The following is a 21553-nucleotide window of genomic DNA, read 5'->3' on the forward strand; positions in this document are numbered from 1 at the left end:
TCTGTGCCCAAGACCCGGTTGGAGGTGGGCCGTTCATGGCGACTCCTGAAGGCGTGTCCGCGGCCACGGCGCCCGGTCCCGCGCCGAGCTTCCGCATCCTCGGTCCCCTGGAGTGCTGGTCCGGCGCGCGCCGTCTCGAACTCGGCGGCCCGATCTCACGCCGTGTCCTCGCCGTGCTCCTGCTGGAGCCGGGGCGGCTGCTCACGGTGCCCCGGCTGGTGGACGCCGCCTGGCCGGACGACCCGCCGGCGACCGCCGCGCACCAGATCCGCAAGGCCATCAGCGAGCTGCGCCGGCGCATCCCGGGCGGTGCCGGGGTCCTGGTCACCGACGGTCCCGGCTACGCGATCGTCAAGGACGCCGAGCTGGACGCGACCCGGTTCGCGGACCTGGTCCGCCAGGGCGGGGAGGCCGCCCGGCGGGGCGCCCGCGAGGAGGCCGCCGGCCTGCTGGGCGAGGCGCTCGCGCTGCGGCGCGGCCCGATTCTGGCCGGGATCACCGACGGCGTCGTCGGGTCGGTCGCCCGGACCATGGAGGAACGTTACCTCTCGGTGGTGGAGGACTACTTCGACCTGCGTCTTGCCTGCGGTCAGGGCGCCGGGCTCGTCGGTGAGCTGCGCGAGCACAGCGGCCGGCACCCGCTGCGCGAGAAGCTGTGCGGCCAGCTCATGCGGGCGCTGTCGGGCGCGGGCAGACGGGCGGAGGCGCTCACCGAGTACGAGCGGCTGCGCCGGGCGCTGGTCGAGGAGCTGGGCGTGGACCCCGACCCGCAACTCGCCGCGCTGCACGGCAGAATCCTCGCCGAGCGCGCCGATCCGGGCCGGTTACCGCCGGACGACCCGGACCACGCGGCCGGCCACGGCGCGCGGCCCCGCGCACGGCCGGAGGCACCGCCGGGCCGGGCGGGCGGTGCCGGAACCGGGGGCGGGGCAGCGGGGGCTGCCGCGCCGGAGGCGGGCGTACCGGGAATCGCCGTATCGGGTGCGGCAGTCGGGGGCGACGCCATACTCGGGGCCGGGGTGCCGGGAACCCTTGCGCCAGGGGTCGCCCCACCCGCACTCCCCGTCCTGGAAGTCACCGTGCCGGAGGCCCAGGTGCTGGAGGTCACCACCACCGAGGTCCCGGCACCGGCAGCGGCCCCCGCACCGTCCCCGGTGCCCCGTACGCTTCCGCTCGATCTCGCCGACTTCGTCGGCCGGACCAAGGAGCTGGACCGGCTCCTGGACGCCGCCCGGCCGGACGGGACGGGCTCGCGGGTCATCGCCATCGACGGGATGGGCGGCACCGGCAAGACCTGCCTGGCGGTGCACGCCGCGCACCTGCTGGCCGCCGCCTACCCCGACGGCCAGCTGTACCTCAACCTGCGCGGTTTCTCGCAGGACGAGCAGCCGGTCACCCTCAACGCGGCGCTGGAGCTGCTCCTGCGCTCGTTCGGCGTCCCCCCCGACCGGGTGCCTGACAACGTAGTCGACAAGGAACTGCTGTGGCGTTCGGTCCTCGCCGGGCGCCGCGTCCTGCTCCTGCTCGACAACATCGGCGTCGACACGACGATGGTGGAGCGTCTGCTGCCGACCGCCCCGGGCTGTCTGGTCCTGGTCACCAGCCGGGCCCGGCTGGTCGAACTGGACGGCGCCGACTGGCTCTCCCTCGACGTGCTGGAGCCGCGCGAGAGCCTGCAACTGGTCGCCCGGCTGCTCGGCCGGGAGCGGGTGGCGGCCGAGGAGGAGGCCAGCCGCGAGCTGACCCGGCTCTGCGACCACATGCCGCTCGCGCTGCGCATCGCGACGGCCCGGCTGCGCAACCGCCGAATGTGGACGCTGGGTTACCTGGTGGAGCGGCTGCGCGACGAGAACCACAAGCTGAGCGAGTTGAACTCGGGGCGCCGCGGGGTGGCCCCGACGCTGCGGCTGTCGTACCAGGTGCTGTCGGAGGAGTGCCGGCGCGCCTTCCGCGCCCTCGCGTTCCACCCCGGACCCGAGTTCGACGTCCACTCGGCGGCCGCCGTCCTCGGGCAGGACGACCGGAGCACCGAGGAGCAGCTGGAGCACCTGCTCGACGCGCACCTGCTCCAGCAGTCCGAGGCCGGCCGGTACGTCTACCACGATCTGGTGCGCAGCTACGCACGTGGCCTGTGCCGGGACCCGGCGGCCGAGGCGGAGCAGGCGGTGTCCTCGCAGCGCCTGCTCGACTACTACCTCGCCGCCACGGAGGCCGCCTGCGACGTGCTGTATCCCGGGCGCAGCCGCCGCCCCACCGGCCTGGAGCTGCCGACGCTGCGCCAGGGGGCGCTGGTCCGCCCGGAGAGCGCGCGGGCCTGGTTCGCGAAGGAGCACACCGCGCTGGCCAACGTGATCGCTTCGGCGAACTCGGGCGGCCGGTGGCGGCACGCCGTGTGCCTGAGCCGCAACTTCGCGTTCTACCTCAACTCCGTCGGCGCGCTGGAGGAGTTCGCGGAGTTCACCCGGATCGCGGCGCACTGCGCCCGCGAACTGGGTGACGCGCCGCTGCTGAGCGTGAGTCTGGCCAACCTCGGGGTCGCCTGCTGGAAGCTGGGCCGTTTCGCCGAGGGCATCGAGGCGGCGACGGAGGGCATGAACCTGGCCCTCCAGATCGAGGACTGGCACACCGAGGCGCACACCCGGGGCACGCTCGGGCTGTGCGAGAGCCTGCGCGGCCGCTTCCCGCAGGCCTTGGACCACCTGCTGCGGGCGGAGGCCCTGGAGCGGCGCCTGGAGAGCCCGCGCGCCCTGGCCGACACCCTCAGCGCGCTGAGCACCCTCTACGAGCAGTGGGGCCGCTACGGGGAGGCCGCCGAGGCGGCGCAGAGCGCGGTCGTCCTGCTGGGCGGGCTGGGACGGCACGAGAGCGCGCTGTCGATCCGGACGGACCTGGCGCTCGCCCGGATCGGCCTGCGCGACCTGGACGGTGCGCGGGAGTCCCTGGCCGAGGCGCGCGGCCTGTGCGAGGAGCGCAACGAGCCCGGACTCATGGCCCTGGCCCTGGCCCTGTCGGCGGAGGCCGGCTACTGCGCGGGGCGGCCGGAGGCAGCCGAGGAGGCCGACCGGCTGACCGAGCGGGCCCGCCAGGAGGTGGAGCGGAGCAGGTCGCCGCTGCGCCAGGCCAAGGCGCGCAATGTCCTGGGCCGCCTGTTGCACGGGCGCGGGCTGCACGCGGAGGCGATGCGCCAGCACACCGCCGCCCACCGGGCGGCCGTCGCGGTCGGCTTCCGGGCCGAGGAGGCCTACGCCTGCGCGGGCATGGCGGTGGCGGCCGACGCGCTCGGTGAGGCCGCCGCCGCCGCGGCGCACCGCGCCGCCGCCGAGGAGGTGTTCGCGGAGCTGGGCGTGCCCGCCGAGCTGCGCCGCCGGGCGCCGGAGCCGGTCAGCTGGTCGCCGGGTCCGTGATGCCGCCCGTGGGGACCTTGTCGTCGGCGGTGACCCGGGTGGGCGCGGCGGGGCCGTGGCCCGCTCCGTGCGACGCCATGGCCGCGAGCGTCACGAGGACGGCGACGGCCAGGAGGACGGCGAAGTGGCGAAGGGCGGTGACCGGCGTGCGCTGCATGGGGGAACTCCCGGATGGTGGAGGGCTGTTCTTCCGACGGCTCCGACGTTCGCCGGGCCCGTTCCCGAAGCTGTCCCGTGCCGTTCCCGCTCGCCGGACGCCGACCGGGAACCGGGCGCGTACGCAGGTCAGAGCCCCCGCAGGCGGCAGCGGAGAATTCTGGTGCCGGACGAGGAGAGCAGCACCTCGGTGAGAGCGGGCCCGGCCTGGTGGCCCATCAGGTCCAGGTGCGCGCGGACGGTGGTGTGGAGTTCCGCCCGTTCCGCCGTGCCGAGCGGGGGCGGGTCGGCGTCCGGGGCCGCCCCGTCGGCCGACGCCTGCCGGATGCGGACGATCTCGTGCATCCCGTCGGTCGTCATCGTCTCCACTGCGAACATCGCCTGGACTCCTCGTTCTCGTGCGCGGGAGGCACCGCGGCGCACCGGCCCGGCGCGCGCCGCGCGCCCGTGCGCGCAGCTCCTGAAACCGCCCCGCTCGTCCCCGATCGTCGGCTCCGGCGTTCGCCCCGCACCAGGCAACCGGGCGGCAAGACGCCGGTAAGCGGCCCGTACCTGCGAGAGGAAGCAGCTTTCCCTCAGGAGCAGCAGCGATACCCATCGGCCCTCGCCTCGACCTCGTCGTGGTACGCGTGATCCGCGCACCACGGGACGCCGTCCGGCGGGCGTGGACCGACCCGGCCCGCTGGTGCGTTCGTGACCAGCATGAGCGACGACGGCCGAGCCCTCCCGAGGTCACGTTCACCGAGCATCCCGAGGGCACCGACCACCGAGCGGTCGTGCGACACGGCGATCCGGCCGATCGTGACCGCCACGAAGGGCTCGGCTTCTCCGCCGGTCGGGGATCGGTGACCGAGGCCCTCGCGGCTCTCGTGGAGAAGGAGGCGAATAGACGCGACCGGAGAACTTCGGAAGTCGAACGGTCTTTGACCGGCCGTTTGCGGGGCCGTCGAACGCCGCGTCGGGGGCCGGGACCGGCGGCGCTCCACCGGACGGCCGTATCCCTGCTTGCCGGTAGGGCGTCTCCTGTGCATGTCAATCAGGTGGAGCGGCCGCAGGCCCGGCGGACCCTCTCCTCCATGAGCGGGCAAAGGGGGCGCCTCGAACCTTGACTCCGCTTTGGTCCAGACCAACTATGGTCTGGACCAACCGCCCCGGCCGGGCCGCGCAGCACGACAGCTCCACCCCCACTACCTGTCGTTCGCTATCCGGGAGTACCCGATGACACGTCCGAGACCCGTACGCGCCCTGCTCACCGGCCTGGCCACGCTGACCGCCGCCGCGGGGCTCGCCCTGGGCACCGGAGGCAGCGCGCAGGCGGCGACCCCGCTTCCCGCGCACGTCTTCGCGCCCTACTTCGAGGCGTACAACGGCGACAGCCCCGCCGCCCTCGCCCAGGCGTCCGGCGCCAAGTACCTGACCATGGCGTTCCTCCAGACCGAGAAGAAGGGCTCCTGCACCCCCTACTGGAACGGCGAGACCAGCACCCCGGTGAGCGCCTCCGTCTTCGGCGCCGACTTCACCACCATCCGCTCACGCGGAGGCGACGTGATCCCCTCGCTCGGCGGGTACGCCGCCGACAACGGCGGCACCGAGATCGCCGACAGCTGCACCGACGTCGACGCCATCGCCGCCGCCTACGAGAAGATCATCACCACGTACGACGTCCCCCGGCTCGACATGGACATCGAGGACAACTCGCTGACGAACACCGCCGGGATCAACCGCCGCAACCAGGCGATCAAGAAGGTCCAGGACTGGGCCGCCGCGAACGGGCGTTCCGTGCAGTTCTCCTACACGCTGCCGACCACGACCACGGGCCTGGCGGGCAGCGGGCTCGCCGTGCTGCGCAGCGCCAAGAACGCGGGCGCCCGGGTGGACGTCGTCAACCTGATGACCTTCGACTACTACGACGGCGCCACCCACCACATGGCCACCGACACCCAGACGGCCGCGAGCGGCCTGCACGACCAGCTCGCCACGCTGTACCCGGACCGGTCGGACACCCAGCTGTGGAACATGATCGGCGTCACCGAGATGCCCGGCGTCGACGACTACGGCCCGGCGGAGACCTTCACCACCGCCGACGCGACCGCGGTCTACGACTGGGCGGTCGCCAAGGGCATCAACACCCTGTCCTTCTGGGCGCTCCAGCGCGACAACGGCGGCTGCCCCGGTGGCGCCGCCTCCGACTACTGCTCCGGCATCGCCCAGGACACCTGGTACTTCACCCACACCTTCGCGCCCTTCACCGGTGGGACGACGCCGCCGCCGGCCAACGACTTCGCCGTGGCCCTCTCCCCCACCACCGCCTCCGTCGACCCGGGCGGCTCGGCGACGGCGACCGTGAGGACCTCGGTCGCCTCGGGCAGCGCCCAGAGCGTGGCCCTGACGGTCAGCGGCGCCCCCGCCGGAGTGACCGCCACCGTCAGCCCCACCTCGGTCACCGCGGGCGGCAGCGCCACGCTGACCGTGAAGTCCGCCGCGTCCACCACGCCCGGCAGCTACCCGCTGACCGTCACCGGGACGGCCGGCTCGACCCGGCACAGCGCCACGTTCACCCTGAACGTGAAGGGACAGGGCGGCGGCTCGGTCCTGGTCAACGGCGACTTCGAGACCGGCTCGCTCGCTCCCTGGGCCTGTGACAGCGGCGCGGTCCCGGTGACCTCGCCCGCGCACAGCGGCGGCCACGCGCTGAAGGCGACGCCCTCGGCCTCGGGAACCGGCCAGTGCGCCCAGACCCTCACCCTGAAGCCCAACACCGCCTACACACTGACCGGCTGGGCGCAGGGACCGTACGCCTACCTGGGCGTCAGCGGCGGTGCGAACGCCAGCACCTGGGCCTCGCCGGCGGCGTGGCAGAAGCTGACGGTGCCGTTCACCACCGGCGCGTCGGGCACCGTGACGGTGTACGTGCACGGCTGGTACGGGCAGGCCGCGGCGTACTTCGACGACCTGAGCGTCGCCTGAGGCGGTCTCCCGGCGAGACGTCCCCGTCCTCCAACAGGCGGCCCGAGTCCGCGGAGCGCCGTCGCGGCGTGGCCCGGGCCGTGCTCAGGGCTCGGCCCGGCTCAGGAAAGCACTCCGGGCCGGGTTCGTGGTGTGCGGCAGGTAGATCGCGTGCAACGGGGCGAAGACGGGCGGCTCGAGAGCGAGGACTCGGACCCTGGCGCCCACGGCCGTCCCCGGCGCCGTGGTGACGAACGCGCAGTGGCGGGTGCCGATGACGGCCGTGAGGGGAGGTGTGCCCTGGCGGTCCGTGCGTTCGACCGATGGTTCGAAGCCGGCGTGGCGGCAGTGGTCGATGAGGAGGTCGGTATAGGGGGACCGGCCCGCGGCACCCCAGACCGCGAAGGTCTGGTCGGCGAGTTCGGACAGGGTCACGGTGCCACGAGCGGCGAGGGGGTGGTCGGAGGCGACCGCGATGTGGAGGCGCTGATGGCCGAGGGTCGTGCGGGCCAGCCCGTGCGCCGGTGTCATACCGCGGCACAGGCCGACGTCGAGGTCGCCCGCGAGCAGGGCGGCGGTCAGCTCCGAGGGGTAGCGCTGGTGGATCTCCGGGACGATGTCCGGATGCTCGTCGGTCACCGGGGCCACCAAGGTGACCAGCTCGTCCCCGGTGACAGCGGGGGTGTGCCCGATACGGAGGGACCGGGTCTCGCCGCGGCCCACCTGCCGGGCGCGGTGCAGGGCGGAGCGGCAGACGCCGATGATCACCCGCGCGTCCTCCAGCAGGGCCTGCCCGGCGGGGAGGACTGTGACGCCGGTCCGGTCGCGTTCCAGCAGCGGTACGCCGACTTCGCGCTCGAGGGCGCGAATGGAGGTGGACAGCGCCTGCTGGGACAGATGGAGCCGGGCTGCGGCGCGCGTGAGGCTGCCCTCCTCGGCCACGGCGATGAAGTGTTCGAGCTTGTTCAGGTCCAGCCGCACTCGGTGCCTCGCGAATCGACGATGGATGATGGACGATCCCGCCGGCCGGTGTGAGGGTGACGGCCTCGGCGCAGGCCGTCACCCTCACTTCCGGATCCACCGATGGGTCACCGGGTGGTGTAGCCGCCGTTGGGGAACATCGTCTGGCCCGTGAACCACCGGCCTTCCGTGGCCAGGAAGCGGATGATCGGGACGATGTCCTCGATGTGCGTGAGCTGGTTGCCCATGGCCTGCGACTTGTGGAACTCCACCCGCTCGGGCGTCTCCTGCCCGTAGAAGAAGGGCGTGTCCATGGGCCCGGGAGCCACGGTGTTCACGGAGATCCCGCGATCCGCGAACTCCTTGGCCGCCGCCCGGGTGAAGTGCTCCAGGGGCGCCTTGCCGCCGGCGTAGGTGGAGTAGCCGTCGGTGAAGGCGGCCAGCAGCGACGTACCCACGCTGATGATCTTCCCGTCGTCGTTCAGCCGCCGCCCGGCCTCCTGGATGAAGAAGTACGCCGCCTTGGCATTGATGCCGAACATGCGGTCGTACTCCTCCTCGGTGGTCTCCAGGATCGGCTTGCGCAGCACCATCCCCGTGGTGTTGACCGCGATGTCGACACCGCCGTAGGTGTCGACGGCCGCGTCGAAGAGCCTCCGCACATCGGAGACCCTTGTCAGGTCCCCCTGCACGGAGACGGCCTGTCCGCCCGCCTCCCGGATCTCCTTCACCGTCCGCTCGGCGTCGTCCTCGGAGGTGTGGTAGTGCACCACGATCTTCGCCCCGGCCTGCGAGAACGTCCTGCTGATCAGCCCGCCCAGGTTCTTCTCGCCACCCCCGATCACGGCGACCTTGTCCCGCAACGTGTGCGCGGCCATGTTCTTCACTCCCTCGGTGTCGTCGGCGATCGATGTGATCGACTCCGAGTACGAGCCTAGGCAGACATTCCGGGCATCGGGTAACAGAAGTTTCGCGTGACTCCACAAGCGGATTCGATACCCCGGCACGTTGTCGCGGGCCCGGCACGGCCCGGAGTCGGCGTGGCCCGCGATGCCGGGGATTCCGTCGGCCATCCGGGCCCGCTGTCCCCCGGAAGCGTCGCGAGCGGCGGACGGCTGCCTCATACCGCCAATGCCGTACGTCCGGTTCCGGACCCACGAGATCACACGGGGCACGCAAAGCTATGCACCGCGCCCGCCTGCAGGCCGACGCCATTGTCGACGGACCGCAGGACGCACCGTGGGACCGGTTCGCCACCCTCGACGACCCCGACGGCAACGGCATCGTCCTGGCCGGCCCCCCGGCCGAAGGGCGTGTGACCCACGGTCACGGCGGACGGCGTCGCGGATCCGGCGCCGGTCGTGCCGTACCTCCGCGCCCGCCGCCGAGGTGGCAGAAAGCAACGCGCATGACCCGTACGACGCGAGAATCGGAACAGCCGGGCCTCAGTGAGCTCGACCTGGCGATCGTCAACGTCCTGCAGACCTCGCCACGGCTTCCTCTCGACGCGGTGGCCCGCGAGGTGGGCAGCACTCCCTCGACCGTGGGACGCCGCTGGAAGCGACTGGAGGACGAGGGCTGGGCCTGGGTGACGTGCTATCCGGCGGCGGCCACCGTCGCGCTCGCTTTCCTCGACGTGGACTGCGCACCGGGCAGCCTGGAGCGGGTGACCTCCGCGCTCGCCGCGCTGCCGTGCGCCGTGACGATCGAACGCACGGCTGGTCCGCGCCCGCTGACCGTGCTGGCCGCGGGTCGGGACCACGCGTCGCTGGCACGGAGCATCGACGAGGACGTCGTCCCCCTGCCCGGGGCCACCGCGGTCGGCGTCAGCCTGCTCACCCGGCTCTACCTGGACGGGGCGCACTGGACGCTGCGTTCCCTGCCCCGCGACCAGATCCACCGTCTGCGCTCCGCACCGCCGCCCCCGCCCGCGGCCGAGCCGGCGGACGCGCTCGACCAGGAGTTGATCACCATCCTGACGAGGGACGGCCGCCGATCCCTGGCCCGGCCGGCCGCCGATCTGGGTGTCGGCGCGCCGACGGTACGCCGGCACCTGGACCGGCTGACGTCCACCGACGCCCGGTTGCGGCTGAACGCCGCCGGCGGGTCGATCGACGACGTGGCAGGCGCACTCGCCGCGCTGCCGGAGACACGGCTGGTCGCCGCCGCGACCGGCGGCCACAACCTCCTCGCGACGCTGTGGCTGCGCCATCCGCACGATGCCCACCGGATCGAGCGCTCCTTGACGGACCGTTTCCCCGGCCTCGCGGTCACCGAACGCACGGTGGCCCTGTACACGCCTAAGCGGCTGGGTCGGATGCTGCGGACCGACGGGCGTACGTACGGGTACGTGCCGCCTCCGGCGCATCAAGAGCCGGAAGCGGCACGTACCCGTTCCTTCATCCCCCGATGACCGCCGACGGCGGCCGCAACGGCCCTTCCGCCTCCTCGACGAGCCGGGCCGCCGCCAGCAGCCGGTCCTCCCTGTGGTGCGGGGCGACGAGTTGGACGGAGCAGGGCAGGCCGTCGGGCGCGAGACCCGCGGGAACGCTCATGGCCGGGTGCCCGGTGTCGTTGAAGACCGAGGTGAAAGCGATCGGCAACGTGCCCTCCCGTACGGCTTTCAAGGTGTCGGGCCCTTCGGCGGGCCAGGCGGTGGTCGGCACGGTCGGCAGGAGCAGCAGGTCGTGGCGGTCGAAGAGGTCCGCCGTCCACTGGTCGAGCCGGGAGCGGTGCGCCCAGTGCGCGGCGGCCTCCTCGGGCGTGAGCCCGCTGCCCTCGTCGAGGAGCCGCACGAACCACGGCTCGAAGTCGTGGCGCCGGGCGGCGAGTTCGTCGGCGAGGCCGAGGTAGCGGTTAAAGGCGAGGAGCTTCTGCCGCAGCTGGAACGGGCGCGGGTAGGTCTCGGCGTCCGGGAGGACGGCGCCGTCCTCGCGCACCGTGTGGCCCTCGCCGCGCAGCAGCGCCGCCACCCGCTCCAGGGCGTCGAGCATCTCCGGACGTGGCCTGGCCACGCCCAGCGTGGTCAGGACGCCGACGCGCAGGGCGGGCAGCGGTGTGTCGAGCGCGGTCACATACGAGCCGGTCGGCGCGGGGAGCGAGAACGGGTCGCAGGGATGGTGGCCGGCCGCGACGTCCAGGTGCAGGGCGGTGTCGCGGACGGTGCGGGCCATGCCGGAGAGGCAGGTGTTCTGGGGCCAGTTCGGCATCCGGGACGGGCCCTGGGGGATGCGGCCGCGGCTCGGCTTGAGTCCGGGAAGGCCGCACAGGGCGGCGGGGATGCGGGTGGAGCCGCCGCCGTCGCCCGCCGTCGCGAGGGCCACGAGTCCGGCGGCGACGGCCGCCGCCGCGCCGCCGCTGGATCCGCCGGGCGAACGCTCGGGGTTCCAGGGGTTGCGGGTGATGCCGAACGCGTCGTTGGCCGTGTGGATGGCGGCGCCGACGGGTGGGGTGTTGGTCTTGCCGATGATCAGGGCTCCGGCGGCGCGCAGCCGGGCGACGTGTACGGAGTCGCGGGCGGCGGGCGGGGCGTTGCGGAAGCCGCTGGTGCCGCGGGAGGTGGGGAATCCGGCGGCGTCCTCCAGGTCCTTGACGAGGACGGGCAGCCCGGCGAGCGGGCCCGGGTCCGCCCCGCGTGCGAGTCGTTCGGTGAGCGCGTCGGCCTCGGCGCGGGCGCGTTCGGGGTCGAGGGCCACGACGGAGTTGAGCGCCGGGTCGACGTCCGCGATGCGCTCCAAGGTGTGGTCGGTCAGCTCGCGCGGGGACAGGGAGCCGTCTTTGACGAGCGCGACGAGTTCGGTGGCGCTCGCGTAGGTCAGGTCGGTCACGACAGGGCGTCTTCCTTGAGGGTCTGCTCTGGGGCGTTCGGGGTGGGGGCGGTCTCGGCTGCGGCCTCCAGGCTGACACCGGTGGTGCGGGGGCCGAAGAGGACGGCGACGCAGCCGCCGGCCAGGCCGAGGAGGGCCAGCATGGCGAAGACCGCGGCATAGCCGATTCCGCTGTAGACCGCTGCGACCAAGGTCGGCGCGCCGAAGTTGACGATGCGCGACAGGGCGTTGGAGGTGCCCGACCCCAGGGCTCGCACCCGGGTGGGGAAGACCTCGGCGGAGTACACCTGGAGGAAGGGAACCGACATCTGGAACAACAGACTGGTCAGGGCACCGAGCACCAGGACGGCGACCGGCGAGTGGACCATGCCGAACAGCAGCAGGGTCACCGCGGTCAGGCAACCGAGCAGGAGTTGGGTGCGGCGCCGGTCCCAGCGGTCGATGAGCGGTACGGCGAGGACGGCCCCGAGGGGCGCGGCGCTGGCGACGCAGGCGGACAGCAGCAGCGTGTCGTCGAGGTCGAGGCCGGATTCCGAGAGGAAGGTCGGGGTCCAGGTGTTGAAGGCTGAGTAGGCGAAAAGACCGGCGACCCACATGGTGGCGACGACGGCGAACCGGCGGCGGTTCGGCGGCGCCAGCAGCTCCGCGAAGCGGACGCGGGAGGCGGACGAGGTGTTCTGGCGCTCGGCCCCGTCGGCGGAGGCCGCACCGTGAGACTCGGCCCCGGTTCCGACCGCCGCGTCCGGAGCCGGGGACTGGACGCCGCAGCTTCGTTCGATGGAGCGCACGATCTCCTCCGCCTGCTCCCCCTCGCCCTGGCTCAGCAGCCAGCGCGGGCTCTCCGGGACCCAGCGGTGCACGAGGCAGGCGAACACCACGCCGAACAGGCCGAGTCCGAGGACGAGCCGCCAGCCCCACGTCCAGTGCGGGACGACGAGGTAGCCCGTCCACGCGGCGAACGGGATGCCCAGCGCGCCGACGGCGACCTTCCACGTCTGCAACCGCCCGCGGGCCGCCGCGGGAACGAACTCGCTGAGCGTGACGATCGCGACGACCGCCATGGACTGGGCGCCCAGATGCGCGACGAAGCGGGCCGCCATCAGCTGCCAGGGGGCCTGCACGACGACGCACAGGGCGCTGCCCGCGCAGTACACGGCGACGCTGACGAGCATCGTGCGCCGACGGCCGAGCCGGTCGGCCAGATATCCGCCCAGCACGCCGCCGCCGAACGCCCCGAGCTGGCTGACGCCCGCGATCAGAGCCACCGTCGACAGCGGTATCCCCCACTGTTCGCGCAAAGTGGGCGCGACGAACGCGAAGGCGTTGACCTCCACCCACTCGAAAAGGATCATCCCGGCGAGCGCGAGGACGAGCCTGCGGTGGAACGAGCTGAGCGGGAGCCGGTCGAGCCGGTCCCCCAGTGCGAAGGGATCGCGTGGTGCGGCCATGGGTGACGACCTCCCGGAAGCGGTGACAGGATGCCGCGCACGGCCGGATCTGCGGGACCGGCCGGTGACAGCGCGGAAGGGGAGCGCGCGGAGCCGGGGGTCAGATGACCCCGTCGGCCGCCAGGGCGGCGATCTGATCCTCGCTCAGGCCGAGGAGCCCGGAGTAGACCTCGGCGTTGTGCTCGCCGAGCGCCGGCCCGGTGGAGCGGACGCTGCCGGGCGTCTTGGACAGCCGCGGCAGCGGTGCGGGCATGGGCAGGTCGCCGAACTCGGTGTCATGGACCTGCACCAGGGTGCCGCGTTCGCGGTAGTGCGGGTCGACGGCGATGTCGGCGATGCTCATCAGCGGCGAGGACGGGATGTCCGACTCGTTGAGGAGCTTGCTGAGGTCGTCGGCGGTGTACGTGGCGGCCCACTCGCCGATGAGCGCGTACAGGGCGTCCGCGTGCCGGGCGCGGGCCGCGCGGGTCGCGTACTCCTCGCTGTCGGCCAGCTCGGGCCGTCCCATGAGCCGGCTGAGGCGGCGGAACAGCGCGTCGGTGCCCGCGTGCACGGAGACGCGGCGGCCGTCGGCGGTGGTGAAGTCGCTGGCGGGCACGATCTGCGGGTTGCGGTTGCCCGCCCGTTCGCGGACCCGGCCGGTTGTCGCGTACGCGGCGAGCGCGTCCTCGGAGGCGCGGAACCCGGCCTCGTAGAGGGCGAGGTCGACCACCTGGCCGCCGCCGTTCGCGGTGTCGCGGTGGTAGAGGGCGGTGACCACGGCGAACGCGCCGAGATAGGCGGCCATGTAGTCGATCGTCGAGTACCCGCTGCGCACCGGGTCGCGGTCGTCGTCCCCGGTCACGTAGGTGAGTCCCGCGAAGGCGCTGGCGATCCGGTCGAAGGAGCCGCGGTCGCTGTAGGGACCGGTGAGGCCGTAGCCCGTGACGTAGACGAGGACGGTGTCGGGGGCGAGCTCGCTGAGCCGGTCCGGGTCGATCCCCCAGGAACGCAGCGTCGGCGGGCGGTAGTTGGTGACGACCACGTCGAAGTTCGGGACGAGGTCGCGTACGATCCGCTGCCCCTGTTCGGTGCGCAGGTCGAGGGTGACCGACTTCTTGTTGCGGGCCTCCTGGGCCCAGTAGGCGGAGCGGGCTCCGGGGGTCGCGCCGCGGGTGAAGTCGCCGCGGCCGGGCTCCTCCACCTTGACGACCTCGGCGCCGAAGTCACCGAGGAAGGTGGCGGTGACCGGGGCGGCCAGGACGGTGGAGAGGTCGAGGACCCGGATACCCGCGAGTGGGAGTGCCGTCATGGGTACACACTCAATTCACGATCTGTTATTAACGAAACGTTACTAGCGGGACTCTAAGCTGGTCCCTCCGGCACGGCAAGGGTCGGAACCGAGAAGAAGCACGGCCGAGGACGAGGAGCAGCGGAGCATGGGCGAACCGGGCAAGGCGCGCAGGAGCAGGCGCAGCCGCCAGGAGACGGAGGCCGATCTGCTGGCCGCCGCGCGTCGGCTGCTCGACCGCGACGGCGTCCTCGCCGGGATCAGTCTCCGCGAGGTGGCAACGGAGGCGGGCGTCAACCACGGCCAGATCTACCAGTACTTCGGCACCCGGCAGGCCCTGCTGCGGGCCGCCGCCTCGGACTTGGTGGAGCGCCGGGTCGCGGAGGGCGACGGCCACTGGGAGCGGCCGTTCCCCGAACGCCGCCAGGCCATGTTCCACTACCGCGTCGAGGAGCCCGAAGTCGTGCGCCTCGAAACCCTGTTGGCCCTGGACGGCGACACCGACTTCAGTCCGCTCCCGCGCTTCGAGCAGACGCGCAAGAGCCTGGACAGGGACCTGAAGACCGGCGCGCTCCCGCCGGACGCGGACGCCGTCGCCGCCCACGTGATGACGGCAGCGGCACAGATGGGCTACGCGATCTTCCGCGAGGCGTACGCCCGGGACACGGGAATCCCGCTGGCGGAACTCGACGTACGGGCGGGGGAGGCGTACGCCCGGATGGTCGCGGGGCTCACGAACGCCGCGACCGGGGAGACGACCGCGCAAGCGTGAGGCCCCCGGCACATCCCCGACCTGCCGCTCTGGAGGACTCCCTTCGGCCGACGCGTCCCAGGCGACGCGCCGACCTCGACTGAGGCAGGTCAGGCGCCCTTCGTCACTGGCTCCAGAACAGCGACACACTCGACGTGCGAGGTCATCGGAAACAGGTCGAACACCCGCAACGTCCGCACCCGGTACCCCCCGTCCCGGAAGTACCCCAGATCCCGGGCCAGCGCCGCCGGATCGCACGCCACGTACGCGATGCGGCGGGCGCCGAGGGACGTGAGGTGGGTGACCGTCGCCCGGCCCGCCCCCGCCCGCGGCGGGTCGAGGACGACGAGGTCGGCCGAGGTGATGCCCGTGCGCGGGAGGACGGAGTCGACCTTGCCCTGCTCCACGCGGACCCGGTCGAAGGAGGCCAGGTTGTGGCGGGCGTCCTCCACCGCGCGCTTGCCGGACTCGATGCCGAGGACCGCGCCCGTCTCGCCGACCCGGTCGGCCAGCGCGCCGGCGAAGAGGCCGACGCCGCAGTACAGGTCGAGGGCCGTGTCGCCCTTGCGGGGCAGCAGGCCCTGCATGACGGCGCGGACCAGGGTGTCGGCGGCCTTGGGGTGGACCTGCCAGAAGCCGCCGGCCCCGACCCGGTAGGTGCGGTCGTCGGCGCGTTCGCGGACGAAGGGGCGGCCGTGGACGCGGTGGACGCCGCCGGACTTCTCGTCGACGCGGAGGACGGAGACCGGGCGGTCGAGGTCGACCAGGGGGAGGCGGCCTCCGGGCCGGGGGGTCAGGATGACCTGGCGGTCCTGCGAGCCCGTCGCCGCGATCGCCTCGACCGTGTCCATGCCGGTCCAGTCGCGCGCCTCGACGCCCAGCTCGCTGACGCCCTCCGCGGCGATCATGCAGTGGTCGATCCGCTCGACCTCGTGCGAGCGGTGCCGGCGCAGGCCCGCGTGGCCCTCCGCGTCGACGGCGTACTGCACGCGCGTGCGCCACGCGGGGACCTGCCCGGCGGGCAGCTTGTCGCCCTCGGCCGGCAGCACCGTGCCGTCCCAGCCGGCCTCCTGCGGGGTGAGCCCGGCCAGGCGGGCCAGCTGCTCGGTGACGACCTCGCCCTTGAGGCGGCGCTGCGCGCCCGGCTTGGCGTGCTGCCAGTCGCAGCCGCCGCAACGGCCGGGCCCGGCGAAGGGGCAGGGCGCCTCGACGCGGTCCTTGGCGGCGTCCAGGATCTCCACCGCGTCGGCGCGCAGGAAGCGCGCGCCCTCCTCGCCCTCGGTGACCCGGGCGACGACCCGCTCACCGGGCAGGGTGTGCCGGACGAAGAGGACCTGGCCCTCGGCGGTGCGGGCGACGCAGTGGCCGCCGTGCGCGACCGGGCCGACCTCGACCTCGTACTCCGTGCCCACCAGGGACTTCGCGAGCGAGCCCGCCTGCGGCTTGTCGGGTTGTGCGTGCTGCATGGCGGGGTGACTCCAGGGAGGGTGGGGCGGGCGCTTGGACGACAGCCGTCCAGTCTACGCGGACGGCGATGACTCCTTCGTACGGTCGTGGTGCGCCGGCCCCCGCCGCACCGCGCCCGGCGCGCTCCAGTTCTGCTGCCTGCGGGCCCGCCGCTTGGCGGCCTCGGAGGACTGCAGCTGGTAGGGCACCGAGGTGACCATGACGCCCGGGGTGAACAGGAGGCGGCCCTTGAGGCGCAGGGCGCTCTGGTTGTGCAGCAGGTGCTCGTACCAGTGGCCGACCACGTACTCCGGGATGATCACCGACACCGCGTCGCGCGGCGACTCCTTGCGCAGGCTCTTGACGTACTCGATGACCGGCCGGGTGACCTCGCGGTACGGCGAGTCCAGGATCTTCAGCGGTACGGCGATGCCCCGGCGCTCCCACTCCTCGCGCAGCGCCTTCGTCTCCGTCGGGTCGACGTTGACGCTGAGCGCCTCCAGGGAGTCCGAGCGCAGCAGCTTGGCGTAGCCGAGGGCGCGCAGGGCGGGGCGGTGCAGGCGGGAGATCAGGACGACGGAGTGCACGCGGGAGGGGCGCAGGTCGGCGTCGGCCGGGGTCTCGTCGGGGTCCTCGGGGGCGGCGATCTCCGCGCTGACCCGGTCGTAGTGCTTGCGGATCGCCGTCATCGTGGCGAAGAAGATGCACATGCCGAGCAGGGCGACCCAGGCGCCGTGGGTGAACTTGGTGGCCAGGACCACGACCAGGACCAGGCCGGTGAAGAAGGCACCGAAGGCGTTGATCGCCCGGGAGCGGACCATGTGGCGGCGCTTGGCCTGGTCGCGCTCGGCGGCCAGGTGGCGGTTCCAGTGCCGGACCATGCCGATCTGGCTGAGCGTGAAGGAGACGAAGACGCCGACGATGTAGAGCTGGATCAGGCGCGTGGAGTCGGCGCCGTAGATCAGGACCAGGAGCATGGCCGCGCCGGCCAGGAGCACGATGCCGTTGGAGAAGGCCAGGCGGTCGCCGCGGGTGTGCAGCTGGCGCGGCAGGTAGCGGTCCTGGGCGAGGATCGAGCCGAGCAGCGGGAAGCCGTTGTACGCGGTGTTCGCGGCCAGGAAGAGGACCAGCGCGGTGGCGGCGGCCAGCACGATGAACAGGAAGCTGCCCTGGCCGAAGACGGCCTCGGCGACCTGGGAGATCACCGGGTGCTGCACGTAGCCGCCGCCGAGCGGGACGCCGTTCTTCAGCAGGTCGGTCGCCGGGTTCTCGGCCATCCGTACGTCGGTGGCGGCGGCCAGCGCGATGATGCCGCAGAACATGGTGACGGCCAGCAGGCCCATCATCGCCAGCGTGGTGGCGGCGTTCTTCGACTTGGGCTTGCGGAAGGCGGGGACGCCGTTGGAGATCGCCTCGACGCCGGTGAGCGCGGCGCAGCCGGAGGAGAAGGCCCGCAGCAGGAGGAAGACGAGGGCGAAGCCGGCCAGGCCCTGGTGCTCGGGCTTGAGCGCGTAGTCCGCGGTGGGGGCCCGCATGCTGTCACCGAGCACCAGGCCGCGGAACGCGCCCCACACGATCATGATGAAGACGCCCGCGACGAAGACGTACGTCGGGATCGCGAACAGGGAGCCGGACTCCTTGACCCCGCGCAGGTTCATCAGGGTCAGCAGCACGATCACGCCGATCGCGCAGGCCACCTTGTGCTCGACCACGAAGGGGATCGCGGAGCCGAGGTTCTCGATGCCGGAGGAGATCGAGACGGCCACGGTGAGGACGTAGTCCACCAGCAGGGCGCTCGCCACCGTCAGGCCCGCCTTGGGCCCGAGGTTGGTGGTCGCCACCTCGTAGTCGCCGCCTCCGCTGGGGTAGGCGTGCACGTTCTGCCGGTACGACGCCACGACGGTGAACATCAGCACGACGACCGCGACGGCGATCCACGGGCTGAAGTGGTACGCCGACACGCCCGCGACGGACAGGACCAGCAGGACCTCGCCGGGGGCGTACGCCACGGAGGAGAGCGGGTCGGAGGCGAAGACGGGGAGGGCGATGCGCTTGGACAGGAGCGTCTCGCCCAGCCGGTCGCTGCGCAGCGCGCGCCCGATCAGGATCCGCTTGGGGACGTCGGTCAGTTTGGACACAACAGAGGATCGTAGGCGTTCGAACGGGCGCGCGCCCACCCGCCACCCCCGATCCGCCGGCCCTCTGCCGTCCGGGTGATTCAGCCGGGCGGTGCCGCTGCGGATTCCGTGGCCCGCCGGGCTGCCATGTCTATATGACAAACACCGCCCGACAGCCGCCCGGCAGAACGCCGTTGCGGCCCCCTGGAGGTTCCATGCACCTGACCGCAGAGCTGATCGGCGGCGGCGTCACGCTCGTCGGCCTCGGAATCCTGACCCGCGCCAGCATTCGCAGCATCGGCCGACGGGGGTCCTCGACGGGCGGGTGAGGCCGGCGGAACGAGCGCTTCCCCGCCCCCGAGCGGCTCCGCCCCCGGCGGGCACCGGCATGATGTCCCGTGCGGCCCGCGCACTGGCCGCGACGTGTCGCCCGGCGAGCCGAAAGAGAGACATGAGGACGACGACATTCACCAGGGCCGACGGGCCCGCCAGGGGCGGCCGGCCCGCAGAAGGCACGGTGTGACGCGATGCATATTGTCATCATGGGCTGCGGGCGCGTGGGCTCCGCGCTCGCCCAGAACCTGGAGCAGCAGGGTCACACGGTCGCCGTGGTCGACCAGGACCCGACCGCCTTCCGGCGCCTGGGCTCCTCCTTCGGCGGTCGCCGGGTCACCGGCGTCGGCTTCGACCAGGACACCCTGCGCGAGGCGGGCATCGAGGAGGCCGGCGCCTTCGCGGCCGTCTCCAGCGGCGACAACTCCAACATCATCGCCGCCCGGGTGGCCCGCGAGATGTTCGGCGTGGAGAACGTCGCCGCCCGCATCTACGACCCGCGCCGCGCCGAGGTCTACCAGCGCCTGGGCATCCCCACCGTGGCCACCGTCCGCTGGACGGCCGACCAGATGCTGCGCCGGCTGCTGCCCTCGGGCGCCGAGCCGCTGTGGCGCGACCCCACCGGCGGCGTGCAGCTCGCCGAGGTGCACACCGCGCCGTCCTGGGTCGGCCAGCGGATCAGCAAGCTCCAGGAGGAGACCGGCGTGCGGGTGGCCTTCCTCACCCGGCTCGGGGAGGCGATCCTGCCCACCTCGCAGACGGTCCTCCAGGAAGGCGACCTGGTGCACGTGATGATGCGCACCGACGAGGTCGACAAGGTCGAGGCGTCGTTCGCCAAGGGTCCCGATGAGGAGGGCGGTCACTGATGAGGGTCGCCATTGCCGGAGCCGGCGCGGTCGGCCGGTCGATCGCCGGTGAGCTGCTGGAGAACGGGCACGAGGTCCTGCTCGTCGACAAGGCGCCGACCGCCATCTCGGTCGAGCGCGTCCCGATGGCGGAGTGGCTGCTCGCCGACGCCTGCGAGATCACGTCCCTGGACGAGGCGGCGCTCCAGCGCTGCAACGTGGTCATCGCCGCGACGGGCGACGACAAGGTCAACCTGGTCGTCTCCCTGCTGGCCAAGACGGAGTACGGCGTCCCGCGGGTCGTCGCCCGGGTGAACAACCCGAAGAACGAGTGGCTCTTCAACGAGTCCTGGGGCGTGGACGTCGCCGTGTCCACCCCGCGCCTGATGTCGGCCCTGGTCGAGGAGGCGGTGAGCGTCGGCGACCTGGTCCGGCTGCTGCGCTTCAGCCACGGGGACGCCAACCTGGTGGAGCTGACCCTGCCGGAGGAGTCCGCGCTGGCCGGCACGCAGGTAGGCGACGTGGAGTGGCCGGAGGACACCTCGCTGGTCACCATCATCCGCGGCACCCGGGTGCTGACCCCGTCCCGGGAGGACTCCCTGGAGGCGGGCGACGAGTTGCTGTTCGTGGCGGCCCAGGCGCGCGAGGAGCAGCTGGAGGACCTGCTGTCCGCCAGGCGCGCGGGCGCGGCGGACTGACGTCCGGTACGGGTACGGGGCGGGGGCGTCCGGAGCGATCCGGGCGCCCCCGCCGCCGTCACGCCCGCGTCAGGGCTCGGCGCGAAGTCGCCAGGCCGCTCTGACACCCCGGCGCCGATTCGCCGGGCCGCCCGTCAGGGCTTGCGGTGCCGTCCGCCCAGGTCGGTGGCGCCGCCGCCCGGCTCGACGGCCGCCGTGCCGCCCTCGGCGCCCGCCGTCTCGCGTTCCGCCTCCGCCTTCTCGGCGGCCTCTATCTCGGCGAACACGTCGATCGGGGCCGGGGCCTTCGCCAGGAAGACCCAGGTCAGCCAGACGGCGAGCAGGAAGGGCGGGATCTTGAGGATGACCAGGACCCAGCCGAGCTGCTCGGTGTCCGCCCACCAGTACAGCGGGAAGAGGACCGCGCACTTGGCCAGCAGGATCAGGCCCCACGCCCAGCTGGCCTTGGCGTAGGCCCTCTTGCGGCCCGGGTTGCGGGTGCGCCAGGAGAGGTTCTCCTTGAAGACCGGGCCGAGGATCAGGCCCATCAGCGGCACACCGGCCAGCGTCGTGACGATGTAGGCGACCGCCAGGCCGAGGGTGTAGAGCATGCCCGGCAGGTAGAAGTTCTTGGCGTTGCCGGACATCATCGCGAAGACCACGCCGAAGACGACGCCGAAGACACCGCTGAAGGCGTGCTTGACGGTGTCCTTCTTCGCCAGGCGGACGACGAGCAGCACCACCGACACCGCGACGGCCGCGATCGCCGACATGTGCAGGTCGCTGTTGATCGTGTAGATGGTGACGAAGAGGAGCCCGGGAAGCACCGTCTCGACCATGCCCCGCACGCCGCCGAACGCCTCGAACAGCGCGGCCTCCGTCACCGCCCGGCTGTCGTCCGCTTCCGTCTCCTGGGTCGGCTTGTCGAGCGACGTCACCGGCTACTCCCGTCCGAGGGGTCTCAGTTCGTACTTCGGGTTGAAGAGCACCCGGCGGCCCCGGCTCAGGGAGATCCGGCCCGATGCGATGAGCTTGCGCCCCGGTTCTATGCCCGTGATGGAGCGTCTGCCCAGCCACACCACCTCCAGCGCGGCGGAGCCGTCGAACAGCTCGGCCTCCAGGGCCGGGACTCCGGCGCGCGGTCGCAGGGTGACCGTGCGCAAGGTACCAGTCACGGTGACGATCTGCCGGTCCCGGCAGTCCCCGATCCTGGTGCAGCCGGCGGTCTCGGCGTCCTTGCGCAGCTCCTCGGACTCCAGGGCCTCCTGGGGCGAGGAGAGCCGGTCGATCAGGCGGCGGAAGCGGCCCGCCGGCTTGTCGTGGCGAGGAACAGCACTCATATCTGAAGCGTACCGGGACACGCCGGGGGTCAT

The 21553-nt window shown here is 72.7% G+C and carries 17 protein-coding genes; 6 read left to right on the top strand and 11 right to left on the bottom strand.

The window, feature by feature from the left end; genetic code table 11:
- Nucleotides 1-35: 35 nt before the first annotated feature.
- Nucleotides 36-3404, top strand: a complete 3369-nt coding sequence (locus ACGFZL_RS27500) for a BTAD domain-containing putative transcriptional regulator (protein WP_393695668.1) — start codon at nucleotides 36-38, stop codon at nucleotides 3402-3404.
- Here ACGFZL_RS27500 and ACGFZL_RS27505 read toward each other — a convergent pair.
- A complete protein-coding gene (locus tag ACGFZL_RS27505) occupies nucleotides 3382-3561 on the bottom strand; it encodes a hypothetical protein (RefSeq protein ID WP_393695670.1) in 180 nt (59 codons plus the stop codon). The genes ACGFZL_RS27500 and ACGFZL_RS27505 overlap by 23 nt on opposite strands.
- A gap of 128 nt (nucleotides 3562-3689) precedes the next feature.
- A complete protein-coding gene (locus ACGFZL_RS27510) occupies nucleotides 3690-3938 on the bottom strand; it encodes a hypothetical protein (RefSeq protein WP_355171339.1) in 249 nt (82 codons plus the stop codon).
- Nucleotides 3939-4778: 840 nt separating this feature from the next.
- Here ACGFZL_RS27510 and ACGFZL_RS27515 point away from each other — a divergent pair.
- Nucleotides 4779-6527, top strand: coding sequence for a carbohydrate binding domain-containing protein (locus ACGFZL_RS27515; protein ID WP_393695672.1), 1749 nt, complete (start codon nucleotides 4779-4781; stop codon nucleotides 6525-6527).
- 84 nt (nucleotides 6528-6611) lie between these two features.
- Here ACGFZL_RS27515 and ACGFZL_RS27520 read toward each other — a convergent pair whose 3' ends face one another.
- Together ACGFZL_RS27520 and ACGFZL_RS27525 are read right to left on the bottom strand one after the other, a co-directional pair.
- Nucleotides 6612-7487: a LysR substrate-binding domain-containing protein gene (locus ACGFZL_RS27520; RefSeq protein WP_393695674.1), complete on the bottom strand. Its 876-nt coding sequence runs from the start codon at nucleotides 7485-7487 to the stop codon at nucleotides 6612-6614.
- 107 nt (nucleotides 7488-7594) lie between these two features.
- Complete coding sequence (locus ACGFZL_RS27525; RefSeq protein WP_393695676.1) at nucleotides 7595-8344, bottom strand: SDR family oxidoreductase; 750 nt, start codon at nucleotides 8342-8344, stop codon at nucleotides 7595-7597.
- 305 nt (nucleotides 8345-8649) lie between these two features.
- Between ACGFZL_RS27525 and ACGFZL_RS27530 the strand changes: the two genes are divergently transcribed.
- Nucleotides 8650-9879: an Lrp/AsnC family transcriptional regulator gene (locus ACGFZL_RS27530; RefSeq protein WP_393695678.1), complete on the top strand. Its 1230-nt coding sequence runs from the start codon at nucleotides 8650-8652 to the stop codon at nucleotides 9877-9879.
- On the opposite strand, the gene ACGFZL_RS27535 is transcribed toward ACGFZL_RS27530, so the two are convergent.
- From ACGFZL_RS27535 to ACGFZL_RS27545, 3 genes are all read right to left on the bottom strand, one after another.
- Nucleotides 9866-11293: an amidase gene (locus ACGFZL_RS27535; protein ID WP_393695680.1), complete on the bottom strand. Its 1428-nt coding sequence runs from the start codon at nucleotides 11291-11293 to the stop codon at nucleotides 9866-9868. The genes ACGFZL_RS27530 and ACGFZL_RS27535 overlap by 14 nt on opposite strands.
- Nucleotides 11290-12741 carry an MFS transporter gene (locus ACGFZL_RS27540; protein ID WP_393695682.1) on the bottom strand — a complete coding sequence of 484 codons (1452 nt, stop codon included), beginning with the start codon at nucleotides 12739-12741 and terminating at the stop codon, nucleotides 11290-11292. Before ACGFZL_RS27540 ends, ACGFZL_RS27535 begins: the two co-directional genes overlap by 4 nt.
- A gap of 100 nt (nucleotides 12742-12841) precedes the next feature.
- Entirely contained in the window at nucleotides 12842-14032 is a 1191-nt protein-coding gene (locus tag ACGFZL_RS27545) for a CaiB/BaiF CoA transferase family protein (RefSeq protein WP_393695684.1), read from the bottom strand.
- Between the two features lie 127 nt (nucleotides 14033-14159).
- Here ACGFZL_RS27545 and ACGFZL_RS27550 point away from each other — a divergent pair, with 127 nt between their 5' ends.
- On the top strand, nucleotides 14160-14783 hold the full coding sequence (locus ACGFZL_RS27550) for a TetR/AcrR family transcriptional regulator (RefSeq protein ID WP_393695686.1): 624 nt from the start codon (nucleotides 14160-14162) through the stop codon (nucleotides 14781-14783).
- An 89-nt stretch (nucleotides 14784-14872) separates the two neighbouring features.
- On the opposite strand, the gene ACGFZL_RS27555 is transcribed toward ACGFZL_RS27550, so the two are convergent.
- Nucleotides 14873-16228, bottom strand: coding sequence for a class I SAM-dependent RNA methyltransferase (locus ACGFZL_RS27555; protein WP_393695688.1), 1356 nt, complete (start codon nucleotides 16226-16228; stop codon nucleotides 14873-14875).
- A 54-nt stretch (nucleotides 16229-16282) separates the two neighbouring features.
- Nucleotides 16283-18346: an APC family permease gene (locus tag ACGFZL_RS27560; RefSeq protein ID WP_393695690.1), complete on the bottom strand. Its 2064-nt coding sequence runs from the start codon at nucleotides 18344-18346 to the stop codon at nucleotides 16283-16285.
- A 506-nt stretch (nucleotides 18347-18852) separates the two neighbouring features.
- On the opposite strand from ACGFZL_RS27560, the gene ACGFZL_RS27565 reads away from it, so the two are divergent.
- Both ACGFZL_RS27565 and ACGFZL_RS27570 read left to right on the top strand, forming a co-directional pair.
- Nucleotides 18853-19524 carry a TrkA family potassium uptake protein gene (locus tag ACGFZL_RS27565; RefSeq protein ID WP_355171361.1) on the top strand — a complete coding sequence of 224 codons (672 nt, stop codon included), beginning with the start codon at nucleotides 18853-18855 and terminating at the stop codon, nucleotides 19522-19524.
- Complete coding sequence (locus tag ACGFZL_RS27570; protein WP_355171363.1) at nucleotides 19524-20201, top strand: TrkA family potassium uptake protein; 678 nt, start codon at nucleotides 19524-19526, stop codon at nucleotides 20199-20201. The genes ACGFZL_RS27565 and ACGFZL_RS27570 overlap by 1 nt, the downstream gene beginning before the upstream one ends.
- A 134-nt stretch (nucleotides 20202-20335) precedes the next feature.
- On the opposite strand, the gene ACGFZL_RS27575 is transcribed toward ACGFZL_RS27570, so the two are convergent.
- Both ACGFZL_RS27575 and ACGFZL_RS27580 read right to left on the bottom strand, forming a co-directional pair.
- Nucleotides 20336-21118 (bottom strand): DUF3159 domain-containing protein, encoded by a 783-nt coding sequence (locus ACGFZL_RS27575; protein ID WP_393695693.1) that lies wholly within the window; start codon nucleotides 21116-21118, stop codon nucleotides 20336-20338.
- Nucleotides 21119-21121: 3 nt separating this feature from the next.
- Nucleotides 21122-21520, bottom strand: coding sequence for an OB-fold nucleic acid binding domain-containing protein (locus ACGFZL_RS27580; protein WP_355171367.1), 399 nt, complete (start codon nucleotides 21518-21520; stop codon nucleotides 21122-21124).
- Between the last annotated feature and the right edge of the window lie 33 nt (nucleotides 21521-21553).

This window comes from Streptomyces sp. NPDC048182 (genome assembly GCF_043202555.1).
GTDB lineage: Bacteria > Actinomycetota > Actinomycetes > Streptomycetales > Streptomycetaceae > Streptomyces.